This window comes from Desulfobacter sp., from assembly GCF_050177295.1.
Map to the genome: position 1 here is coordinate 1 of NZ_JBFXHE010000103.1, position 11,654 is coordinate 11,654.

An 11,654-nucleotide genomic window follows, 5' to 3' on the forward strand; every position below is an offset into this window, starting at 1 on the left:
CTGCTGGTAGATGATGAAGAACAGATTGTAAACATGGAAAAAAATTTTCTTCAGCGCATAGGTTATGATACCACTGCCTGTACAAGCAGCGGCCAGGCCCTTGAGATATTGAAAACCAATCCAAATAGATTCGACCTGGTGATCTCGGATCTGACAATGCCCGGGTTAACAGGCGACGATCTGGCCCGGGAACTGAAGAAAATTAATCCCGATATTCCTGTGATTATCTGCACGGGGTTGGAAAAAAACGATAAAAAGGCGTGGCAGGATTCTGCTAATGTCAAGGAATTCTTAATAAAACCCGTAGATATGAAGCAGCTGTCAGGATTGATATCAAAAATGATAAACAGCCCCGGTAGGATGGGAAAATGAGTAGGATAGGAATTTTTTTTAAAACAGGAGAGTAAAAACCATGTCAAACCGTATTAAACTTGGAACAAAAATCAGTGTTGGATTCGGCGTTGTTCTGGTATTGCTGCTGGTGGTCGCCGGAGCAGGTTTTAACGGACTTTCAAGGGTAGTCAGGCAAATGACCGATGCCATTGACACCGGGAATCTGACCATGGCGATGTATGAGTCGCGGCAGCAGGAAAAAAATTTCATCCTCAAGGGTGACGCGTCCTATGTGAAGGCTGTCATCGCGCAGTCGGATTTACTCAAAAAAGAAATCAAAGCCATCAAGGCCCGTTCAACGGATCCCGAAACCCTTCGGCAGTTGGATGATATGGTCGGGATGGCCGACAAATACCGGCAGGCATTTGATACCTATATTATCCTGGAAAACAGCATAAAAGAGGCGGATGCGGCAATGGTAACATCTGCGCGGCAGATGGAAGCAGCCGCCACGGTCATTCTTGAAGCGGACCGGGCTGAATGTGAACGTCTGATTGCCCGGAATGCAGATCCAATTCAGATTACAGATTTGATGAAGCGCACTGAGAATACCGAGACCATTATCCGGCAGTTGCTGCAATGCCGCCGCCATGAAAAAAATTTTCTGATCCGCAAGGAGGAATCCTATTTCATAAAAGTCAATGGCATACTTGATGAAATCGTTGAAAAAGGAAAGACTGCAAAACCGATAATAGAGGCCGCAAATACATACCGCCAGGCGTTTTCCAAGCTTAAGGAACTGAAAGATTCCCAAAACCAAATTAACGCGACTATGGTGGCATGCGCCCGCCAAGTCCAGAATACCGTCAAGATCTCCCTGGACGGCCAGCAGCAGAAAGCAGACCTGCAAATTGTCAATGCAAAGCGGCTGATTATCGGGGTTGCGCTTCTGGCTGTTGCCATGGGAATCGGAACCGCCTTCTTGATCAAGCGAAGTGTTGTTTTCCAGCTTGGGGGGGATCCTGCAGATATTGTAGATATTACTAACAGCATTGCCAACGGGAACCTGGCTGTCCAATTTGACCCGGCAAAGAATACCGGTGTGTATAACAACATGAAATATATGGCTGAAAACCTGATCCATATGGTCAAGGATATTGCAAACGGCGTAGAGACCCTGACAGCCTCTTCCGCAGAATTGTCTGCCATTTCGGAACAGATAACGGCAAATTCGGAGCAGACTGCGGAACGGTCCAATAATGTCTCTGTCTCTGCCGAGGAAATGGCAGCCAATATGAACTCTGTTGCAGCAGCCACAGAACAGACCACTGTAAATATCCAGATGATTGTCACTGCCGCCGGGCAGATGTCGTCTACCATAAATGAAATCGCAGGCAATACGGCCAAGGGCAGCGAAACAACAGCCAGGGCTGTTGAAACAGCAAAACAGGTATCCTTAAAGGTAGATGATCTTGGAAGGGCTGCATCTGAAATCAGTAAGGTAACGGAAACCATTGCCGACATATCCGAGCAGACCAACCTGCTGGCCCTTAATGCAACCATTGAGGCGGCAAGGGCCGGTGAGGCAGGCAAGGGCTTTGCCGTTGTGGCCGGGGAAATTAAGGTCCTTGCCCAGCAGACTGCCGAGGCAACAAGGGAAATAAGCGACAAAATTGCAGGGGTTCAGACAACCACCAATGAATCTGTAACCGCCATTGAATCCATCGTTGGAATCATCAATGAGATCAACGAAATCGTTACCACTGTTGCCACTGCCATTGAGGAGCAGGCTGCCACGACCCAGGAGATAGCAAATAATGTTGCCCAGGCATCACAGGGGATCCAGGAAGTCAATGAGAATGTCACCCAGACTTCTGTTGTGGCGGCTGAGGTTACAAAGGATATTACCGAGGTCAGCAATGCTACCGTTGAAATGAATAAAGGCAGCAGGCAGATTTATACCAGTGCCGGCGCATTGTCCAAGCTGGCTGAAAACCTTAATATAATGGTAAGCCGGTTCCAGTTGTATTAGAACTGCAAATTTTATAAAAGGAGAGATAGAGCCTGTACTCCCCTTAAGGATTTTCATTGATGCGGATGGAAAATTTCCGGCTTTTTTTTTGCCTTTTTCCAATGTCTCCATTATCAGGATATCCATGGGTCAACCCCCAAAAGGGGGGCAACACAACACAAACCACAAAATAGGTAATACGTATGAGATGTTTAGTAACCGGAGGAACCGGATTTGTCGGTTCCAACTTGACTTTGGCGCTTCAGGAACAAGGAAACGAGGTAATCATTACAGGGCATGAATCTGAACAAGTCATACCTGGATTCAAGGGAAAATGTTTGTATCCAGGTCTCCTTGGGATAGATTGGGATGCCATTGGAAAGATTGATGTTCTTTTTCACCAGGCCGCAATTAACGGTACAAGAGTCAATGATGAAAAAGAGATTATGAGAGCCAATCTTGAATCATCAATTCAATTATTCAAATATGTCATGTCCCATGGATGTAAAAAAATTGTTTACGCCTCATCAACAGCAATATATGGCAACAATCCGGCTCCTTACCACGAAAGTGACCCGCCTGACCCGCAAACACCATATGCCAGGGCAAAAAAAATGCTGGATGATTTTTCCATGGAGCTTGCAGCCCGAGATTCAGGCCTCACTATTGTCGGACTTCGATATTGCAATATATTCGGGCCAAGGGAAAACCATAAAGGGACAAGGGCCACAATGGTGTATCAATTTGCCCAGCAGATGCAAAAATCAAATCCAAAGCTTTTCAAGTTCGGAGATCAAAAAAGAGACTACATCTATGTTAAAGATGTTGTAAAAGCCAATATACTTGCATCAAAGGCAAAGGAAAGCTGCATTGTCAATTGCGGGTCGGGAAAAGCAATCTCTTTTAACCAGATCGTTGAACAGCTCAACTTTGTTCTTGGTCTGGACAGGAAACCGGAATATATCGAAAATCCTTTTGAGGGCGCATATCAAAATTATACGGAGTGTGACATGTCTCTGGCAAAAGAAAAAATCGGTTTTGTTCCCGACTACTCATTTGAAAAAGGCTTAATGGATTACTATCATTCAGGTTTTTTAATTTGAACGTCACAAAGCACCTGAATTTTAAATTTGAAAAATGAATTCAAAAAATTGACCGGAAAATAAAAAGCCCCGCCAAGTTTCGGCGGGGCTTGGGTTTCCGGTAAGGCAGTATTGCGCTTTGTTTTATTTTTATTTTTCCCAGAAACGCATGGTGCCGTTTTGTGCGAAGTTGATGTGCATTTTGTAACACTCGTCCAGCAGCTGGGGTTCATGGTGCCCACCGGTTGCCTCGGTGGCGCGCTCAAGGTAATCGGTGAGGTAATCTTTGTACGCCGGATGTGCGCATTTGTCGATAACTTCGCGGGCGCGGTCAATTGGTGCCATACCACGCAGGTCAGCCAAACCCTGCTCGGTAACCAGAACATCAATGTCGTGCTCGGTGTGATCGACGTGGGGAACCTTGGGAACAACGCCGGTGATGCCGAATTCATCAACCTTGGTTGCACGGCAGGAAGGACAGTGCATCATGGAGATATAAGCGTTGCGCTCAAAGTCGCCGGAACCGCCGATACCGTTCAGCATGCGGGTACCGCCTGCGTGGGTGGAGTTGGCATGGGCATAGAAATCAAATTCAAGCGGCGTGTTCATGGAAATAACGCCCAAACGGCGGATGAGTTCCGGGTTGTTGGAAATCTGCTGGGGACGCATCAGCACCATATTCTTATAAGTATCGAATTTTTCCCACCAATCGACAAATGCCTCATTAGACAACGACAATGAGGTACAGTTGATGTACTTGCATTTGCCCGAATCAAGGAAGGGCAGGAAGGTGTCCTGGAGAACCTCGGTGAAGACGACCAGGTCTTCGAAGGGACTTGCGGTCAGCCCACCCACAACGGCATTGGCAATGGAGCCCACACCGGATTGCAGAGGCAAAAGGTTCTTGGGCAGGCGGCCGGCCTTCACTTCAACCTTGAAGAAATCAACGATGTTGTCGGCAATGGCCTGGGCCACATCGTCGGTGCCGCGCAGGGCACGGCCGTTATCGGGCAGCTTGGATTCGACAATGGCGATGATCTTGCTCTTGTCGGTCGGGACCCAGGGCGTACCGATGCGCTGGCGCACATCAGTGACCGGAAGGATTTTTCTGTACGGAGGCAGGTCGGTCAGGAGAATATCGTGCATGCCTTCGAAAGAGGGCAGGCCGGTATTGATTTCGACAATGATATTTTCAGCAACATCAATGATTTCAGGCGCAGTACCGACGGCACCGGAAAGAATGATATCGCCATTCTCGGTAATGGCGGATGCTTCGATGATCCCGAGATCAAGCTTGCCGCCTTTGTCCTTGGTATAAAAACCGTATTTCAAATCCTGGGCAAACATGGAAAGGTGCTTGTCGCCCATGCGAATCTGGCCTTTGTTAATGGCTTTTCCCAGTTGTTTCCCTGTCTGGTAGGGCCAGCGGCGGTCAATCATGTTTAATGAGGCCATGCGGTCCTCAACCTCGGCACCGACAGACGCGCCGATAAACAGGTTGAGTCTTAATTTGCCTTGCAGATTGTTTTTTTCAACGTGGTCACACAGAGCAATGGGTACAACTTTCGGATAGCCCACCGGGGTAAATCCGGACATGCCGACATTCATACCATCTTTGAAGTACTGAATACAATTTTCAGGGGTTGTTACTTTGCTGAGCAGTTCTTTACAACGTACGCGTTCTTCTAATGCAGACATACGCTCTCCTTCATTGAATTTTACTTAAGGGGTGATCGAAGAGATTCCCCACTGAAGTAGCCGCAACACATCGGCTATCTATCAAATATCGGGGAACCGCACCAGTTAAAGGGGCCATACCGAAAAAGGGTTTCAATAAAACACTCTTATAATTAAGCGAATACTTTTATATAATGCGTTGGCAAGCAGAGTCAAGAAATTTTTTTGGGGCTTGGTTTGAACTGTGCTATTGAGCCAGAGAGAGGAAGTGACCAAAATTACTTAAAAAGTCATGAAATACCCCGGTTAAGGAACCTATGTGAATTTCAAGTCCCCTATAACCGGGTGTCGTCTTCATGTGCTGCCCCGGGGAAAATGGCATGGGATTGCCAAATCCCCGGGCTGGTAACAGGTTATCCTCCCTGGGGAATGAAATCCGGATCAGTGACCCGTATGATGGCATATCCACCCTGAAGGTTTTTAACGCGGGTGAACCCGTTCTGGTTCAAAATTATCTGGCATTCAAAAGACCTGGCGCCCGTGCCGCAGAACAGGCAGAGTTCTTTGTCTTTTGGCAGTTCATTACAGCGTTCGCGCAACTCGGGCTGGGGCAGGTGGAGCCAGCGGTCCGCCCCGTATTTGTCGATAAACGGCTGGGCTTCCACATGCTCCCTCAAGTCCACCACCGTGATCTCGCCTTTTTTGAACAGATCAAGAAATTCAGGCAGGTCAATGGGGGCGTTCCTGCCGTCCAGAATGTTATCGAGCACATTGCCGGCATTGTTGATCACATCCATGGCCGATGCAAATGGCGGTGCATAGCCCACTTCCAGGGTGCAGACTTCATCCACACTCATGCCTTTGTGCAGCAGCGGCACCACGGCATCCACCCTGGCCTTGACGGCATCAATCTGTTCACCCACGGCTTCCACGCCTAAAACCCTGCGACTGGCCCGGTCGGCAATGAGCTGGATGAACATGAATTTTGAGTTGGGGTAGAAATGGGCCCGGTCAAACTGGGCCACCACGGAGTGAACCGGATCAAATCCGGCTGCTTTGGCCTGGTGAAGGGTCAGGCCTGCAGTGGACACGCCCATGCCGAATACCTTGATGCAGAAGGTACCCACAGTGCCGTCAAATTGGGCAGACTTACCAAAGATGTTGGTGGCAATGATCCGGCCCTGGCGGTTGGCAAGGGAACCCAAAGGCATGGGGAGCTGGTCGCCGGATACCAGATTGCGCATCTCAATGCAGTCGCCGCCTGCGTAAATATCAGGATCAGTGGTTCTTAAATTTTTATCCACGATCAGGGAACCGCCCCGGCCCACAGCCAGGCCTGCTTCTGCCGCAAATCCCGTGTTGGGGCGAACACCCACGGCCATGATCACAAGGTCGCATTCAATCACCTCTCCGCTGACCTCAACCCCGGTAACGCCGTTTTCCGCATCCCCAAGGATTTTGGTGACCTGGGCTCCGATTTTGACAGCCACCTCATTGTTCTCAAGCTCTTTTTCAACAATAAGGGCAATATTGGGACCAATGGCAACGGGCAGCACATGGGGGGCCATTTCCACAAGGGTAGTTTCCACGCCCCACAGATCGGTCAGGGCCTCGGCCATTTCAACACCTATGGCACCGGCACCGATGACCACGGCATTTCCCACAGCGCCCTTGCTGATCAAATCTTTGATGGCTTTGGCATGGTGGAGGTTGGATACAGGATATACGCCCGGCAGGTCTGCACCGGGGATGGGCGGGGTAAAGGGTGTGCCGCCTGTGCCAATGACCAGCTTGTCATAGGGCATTTCAGACTCGGTCCCGTCTTCAAGATGACGGACTTTGAGCTGTTTTTTTCTGCGGTCAATGCCGATGGCTTCCACCCGGGTGAGTACCTCAACACCTTTGACTGTACGGAAAAATTGTGCATCCCTGACGTGGTGGGCCGTGGTGGAGTATAACTCTTCCATCTCTCCGATGTCACCGCCGATATAATAAGGAATGCCGCATCCGCCGTATGAAATTAAGCTGTCCTTGTCAATCATAGTGATTTCACAATCGGGATCAAGCCGTCTGAGGCGGCTGGCCACTTTGGGGCCTAGTGCCACCGCACCGATAATAATGATTTTTTTTGCCATGAGAACCTCGTTTGTTTGCCCGGCATTTAAAACGTTATAAAAACCGGATCGTGTCAATAACCCCCGATACACCCAAAAGCCTGCCTAGGGCCTTTTGATACCCCCCTTGAATCAGTAAAACAAAATACGCTAATTGAAGGTAATGCTCAAGGGTTTTACGGACAGGGCTGACTTTATTATTCTATAGCAAACCCGTTGGTCAGGTTATCCAGTTTCCCGGTCTGTTCCGCCATTTCAGTTTGGCTGTATCAGGAAAACAGGAAACAAAAAAAATGAATCCCCCTTGAAAATCCCCCCATTTTTCAGGTATGAGTTCAGGGATGATGAAAATAGTATTTAATCCTTTTGAAAACCGGACAGACCGGGATGTTAGAAATCTTTTGGGAAGTGCATTTATTTGCGCCCTGCATAAAGGCGATCTGACACCCGTGGTCCAGGCGGTTTCAGACCTGGGCCGGAAAAGGTTGTCCAGTCCGGCCCAAAGTTACATCAAAGCACGGTATGACCGGTATGCCGCTGTTCTGGCGCAAATGTCGTCAGATCCCCTTTGGGGCGCCGATATTTATGCAACAGCCGGTCTGCTCTTGGATGAAGCCCTTTTTTTTGAGTGCCATGAATGGCTTGAGCAGGACTACAGGACTGTTCTGGGGCAGGAAAAAAAGATTCTGCAGGCAATGATACGCACAGCAGGTACATTTGAACTTCTGGCTTACAACAGGAAAAAGGCGGCTGTTTCAGTTGCAGCTAAAGCCCTTGCCGTGCTGGAATTACATTTTTTGCAGGTCCCTGAATCGTTTAATATTCAGCCCAAAATGGCCCGTTTAAGAACGGAAATGGATTTTTTTAGTCCTGATGACCAAATTTCAGGTTGATTTTATAAACATTAATTAATATACAAAAGGCAACATTTATATATTAGTGCATTGAAAAGACAATGGTGTTTATGTGACATTAAAGGCCGGACAATTTACCCCCGGTCACATCCGGTACAATTTGACATAACAGCTTTATTGGTGAGGTATCATGAAACGATTATTTCTCATTGCAGTATCCTGGTTTGCTTTTGTTTTAACGGGCGTTGCCCTTGCTGCGGCCGCTGAGGCTACACTTGAGCTTCCCACCGGCACCATGACTCTGGCGGCCCCCGAGGATGCCGAATACAAGGCCACCCTGTCTCCGGTTAATTTTCCCCATTCCCTTCATTTTTCCTATTCCTGTCAAGCGTGCCACCACAATTGGGACGGAAACGGTCCCATAAAAAGTTGCGGAACAAGCGGGTGTCATGAAAATTTCTGGGCGCCTAAACCTGGTCAGGCGGATGTATCGGAAAACAGCGTAAAATCCATGACCGGGGCTTTCCATCAGGTATGCCGGGACTGCCACAGAAAAGAGGCTGACCAGCAAAAGGCTGATGGTTCCAAGCGCATTGTTACAGGCCCGGTTGCTTGTGCCGGATGCCATCCTGATCCCCATTCAAATGTTGAAAACAGTGGTAAAACCCTGTCCATCCCCCTGGGCATTTTGACCATAAAGGCGCCGGAAGGGGTAAAAGCCACAAGGAACCCTGTTGGTTTTCCCCATGGACTTCATTTCCAATATGCCTGTAAAGACTGTCACCATGACTGGGACGGGGAAAGCGAAATTGAAGCATGCGCTTCCTGCCACAGTGAAACCAAGCCATCAGGCTCCAGGAATATCAAAGATGAAGCAAACCAGATGTACTATCTGGCGGCCTTTCACAATGCCTGCGTAACCTGCCACCGGGATACGGACAAGAAGCAAAGGGCAGCCATGGCCCAGGATAAGATAAAGAAAACTGATCTTCCCAAGGTCGCCCCTGTGAATTGTAACGGTTGCCACAGCTCATCCTAAGCCTGATCCATTCGGGATTTTAGATCAGTCAGCCCGGCAGATCCCGGTTACCGGGGTCTGTCGGGTTTATTGTGTTGTACAGAGGAAGTCAGTTTGGAAAAAAAGAAAAAAGGCCGGTTTGTGGTGTTTGAAGGCATTGACGGGGCAGGCAAAACCACACAGGCGGAACTGCTTTACAAGCGCCTGGCGTCAGCAGGCACCCCGGTTTTTGCCACATGTGAACCCACCGACGGTCCTGTGGGCCGGTTGATCCGCCAGATGCTGTCCGGCAGTCTTTCAGCGGACCAGCGAACTATTGCAAGCCTTTTTTCCGCAGACCGCACCGAGCATTTAATGAACCCTGAAACCGGTATCCGGCAGATGGTGGATAACGGTACAATTGTGGTGTGTGACAGGTATTATTTTTCTTCCTATGCCTATCACAGCCAGTATATGGATATGGAGTGGGTGATTCAGGCCAATCGACTCAATGCCGATATTCTAAAACCGGATATCACCCTGTTTATTGATGTGGACCCTCAAATCTGCCTGAAGCGGCTTCAAACCACCAGAAAACACCTTGAAATCTATGAAAAGATAGATATCATGAAGCAGGTACGGGCAAATTATTTGGCAGCTTTTCACCGCCTGGCGCACCAGGAGCGCGTGGCTGTAATTGACGGAAATGAGTCTGTGGAACATATAGCCAAAGCGGTCTGGGCTCAAGTCTGCCTCGTAATTTAACAGGAAACAACATGAAAAAAGTGTGTGTGATCGATGGTCAGGGTGGCGGTATCGGATCAACCATAATCAAGCGGATCAAGGAGCGGTTTGAAGAGTCCGTTGAGGTGGTTGCCCTTGGCACCAATGCCATTGCCACTGCCCAGATGCTTAAAGCCCGTGCCAATAAGGGCGCTTCCGGCACCAACGCCATTGTACAGACGGTTAAAAGTGCTGATATGATTATCGGCACTGTGGGGATTATCATGCCCCATGCCATGATGGGAGAGGTGACCCCCCAGATGGCCGAAGCCGTGTCCTGTTCCCCGGCAAAAAAGGTGCTTTTGCCCCTGACCCAGGAGAATATTGCCATTGTCGGGGTGGTGGGTTCGCCGTTGCCCCTGCTGGTGGATGAATTGTTAGATGTCCATTTCCCGCTGTCTTAGCAAAGGGTTTTGGGTGTAATTAAAAACCAATAACCTGTATAGTATATCTATTGGGGGTGTTTCCGCAGGTTAAAAAAACGGAAAAGACCCGTGGCCGTAAAAGGATCAAAGATCAGGAGCGCATATTATGTGTGAAGCCAATGCATATCTCGTGGACGAGAGTGGGCAGGAGTCTCTTTTTCTGGAGGCTGTGGACAAGGTGGACCCCGAAGAGGAAGGCATCCGCCTGGTGTCCATTTTCGGTGAACAAAAATTTATAAAAGGAAAGATTCATTCCCTGTCCCTGGTGGACCATAAGGTGTTTATCAGACCTGAATAGCCGCAGGGCTCTGGCTCCCATAGGTGCAAAACACAAAAGGCAAGCCGGATACTCGTATCCGGACGAGCCTTTGATGATATTATTAAAGATTACCAGCCAAGGGTCAGGTAAGCATGAATGGAGTTGGCTGCAGCACGGCCTGCACCCATGGCAAGGATAACTGTGGCCGCGCCTGTAACGATGTCGCCGCCGGCCCAGACACCTCTTTTGGACGTTTTGCCGTTGCTGGGATCTGCAATAATATTACCCCATTTATTCAAAGCCAGGTCCGGGGTGGTATTGGTGAGCAGCGGGTTTGCGTTGGATCCCAAAGCCACGACAACCAGATCACAGTCTATTTTAAACTCGCTGCCTTCAATGGCCATGGGCCGGCGGCGGCCGGAAGCATCAGGTTCGCCCAGTTCCATTTTCAGACATTCCATACCGGTTAACCTTCCGTTTTCATCACCTAAGAACCGGGTGGGATTGGTCAGCAGGACAAATTCGATTTTTTCCTCTTCTGCATGGTGCAACTCTTCGTTTCTTGCGGGCATCTCCTCCCTGGAGCGCCTGTAAACAACCTTGACAGAGTCTGCACCTAAGCGCATGGCTGTTCTGGCAGAGTCCATGGCCACGTTACCGGCACCTATAATCACGACATTTTTACCCCGGGCAATGGGGGTGTCGTATTTCGGGAACAGATACCCTTTCATCAGGTTGGTCCGGGTCAGGTACTCATTGGCAGAATAAATACCGATGAGGTTTTCGCCGGGCAGGTCCATGAATTTGGGAAGCCCTGCACCTACGCCGATGTATACTGCGTCATAACCTTCGGCAAACAGTTCGTCAACGGTGATGGTGGCACCGATGACCGTGTTGCATTCAATTATTGCCCCCATTTTTTCAAGGGTGGCCACTTCGGATGCAACGATTTCCTTGGGCAGACGGAATTCGGGAATACCGTATACCAGAACCCCGCCGGGTTTGTGAAATGCTTCAAAGATGGTGACATCGTGGCCCTTGGTTAAAAGTTCGCCCGCAACGGTCAGTCCGGAGGGACCGGAACCGATAACCGCCACTTTTTTGCCGGTTTTTTTAGCC

Annotated in this window: 11 protein-coding genes; 8 read left to right on the plus strand and 3 right to left on the minus strand. The window is 49.2% G+C overall.

From position 1 onward, the window contains the following. The 3 genes from AB7U36_RS09610 to AB7U36_RS09620 all read left to right on the plus strand — a co-directional run. A partial coding sequence (locus AB7U36_RS09610; protein ID WP_428159564.1) for a response regulator occupies positions 1 to 372 on the plus strand: 372 nt, incomplete at its 5' end. A 40-nt stretch (positions 373 to 412) separates the two neighbouring features. Then, a complete protein-coding gene (locus AB7U36_RS09615; protein ID WP_428159565.1) occupies positions 413 to 2,365 on the plus strand; it encodes a methyl-accepting chemotaxis protein in 1,953 nt (650 codons plus the stop codon). Positions 2,366 to 2,547: 182 nt separating this feature from the next. After that, the gene (locus AB7U36_RS09620) at positions 2,548 to 3,447 is read left to right on the plus strand and encodes an NAD-dependent epimerase/dehydratase family protein (protein ID WP_428159566.1); all 900 of its coding nucleotides are present in this window, start codon (positions 2,548 to 2,550) and stop codon (positions 3,445 to 3,447) included. Between the two features lie 129 nt (positions 3,448 to 3,576). On the opposite strand, the gene AB7U36_RS09625 is transcribed toward AB7U36_RS09620, so the two are convergent. Together AB7U36_RS09625 and AB7U36_RS09630 are read right to left on the minus strand one after the other, a co-directional pair. After that, a complete protein-coding gene (locus tag AB7U36_RS09625) occupies positions 3,577 to 5,124 on the minus strand; it encodes an acetyl-CoA hydrolase/transferase C-terminal domain-containing protein (RefSeq protein WP_428159567.1) in 1,548 nt (515 codons plus the stop codon). A 392-nt stretch (positions 5,125 to 5,516) separates the two neighbouring features. Next, positions 5,517 to 7,238 (minus strand): FAD-dependent oxidoreductase, encoded by a 1,722-nt coding sequence (locus tag AB7U36_RS09630; protein ID WP_428159568.1) that lies wholly within the window; start codon positions 7,236 to 7,238, stop codon positions 5,517 to 5,519. Between the two features lie 320 nt (positions 7,239 to 7,558). On the opposite strand from AB7U36_RS09630, the gene AB7U36_RS09635 reads away from it, so the two are divergent. From AB7U36_RS09635 to AB7U36_RS09655, 5 genes are all read left to right on the plus strand, one after another. Beyond that, positions 7,559 to 8,110 carry a DUF309 domain-containing protein gene (locus AB7U36_RS09635; protein WP_428159569.1) on the plus strand — a complete coding sequence of 184 codons (552 nt, stop codon included), beginning with the start codon at positions 7,559 to 7,561 and terminating at the stop codon, positions 8,108 to 8,110. A 151-nt stretch (positions 8,111 to 8,261) separates the two neighbouring features. Further along, the gene (locus AB7U36_RS09640; RefSeq protein ID WP_428159570.1) at positions 8,262 to 9,110 is read left to right on the plus strand and encodes a cytochrome c3 family protein; all 849 of its coding nucleotides are present in this window, start codon (positions 8,262 to 8,264) and stop codon (positions 9,108 to 9,110) included. Between the two features lie 93 nt (positions 9,111 to 9,203). Then, the gene (gene tmk / locus AB7U36_RS09645; RefSeq protein WP_428159571.1) at positions 9,204 to 9,833 is read left to right on the plus strand and encodes a dTMP kinase; all 630 of its coding nucleotides are present in this window, start codon (positions 9,204 to 9,206) and stop codon (positions 9,831 to 9,833) included. An 11-nt stretch (positions 9,834 to 9,844) separates the two neighbouring features. Then, entirely contained in the window at positions 9,845 to 10,255 is a 411-nt protein-coding gene (locus AB7U36_RS09650) for a DUF3842 family protein (RefSeq protein WP_428159572.1), read from the plus strand. Positions 10,256 to 10,382: 127 nt separating this feature from the next. Further along, positions 10,383 to 10,574 carry a CooT family nickel-binding protein gene (locus AB7U36_RS09655; RefSeq protein WP_428159573.1) on the plus strand — a complete coding sequence of 64 codons (192 nt, stop codon included), beginning with the start codon at positions 10,383 to 10,385 and terminating at the stop codon, positions 10,572 to 10,574. 89 nt (positions 10,575 to 10,663) lie between these two features. Here the strand turns inward: AB7U36_RS09655 and AB7U36_RS09660 are convergent. After that, positions 10,664 to 11,654 (minus strand): FAD-dependent oxidoreductase (locus AB7U36_RS09660; RefSeq protein WP_428159574.1); only part of this gene is annotated, 991 nt, incomplete at its 5' end.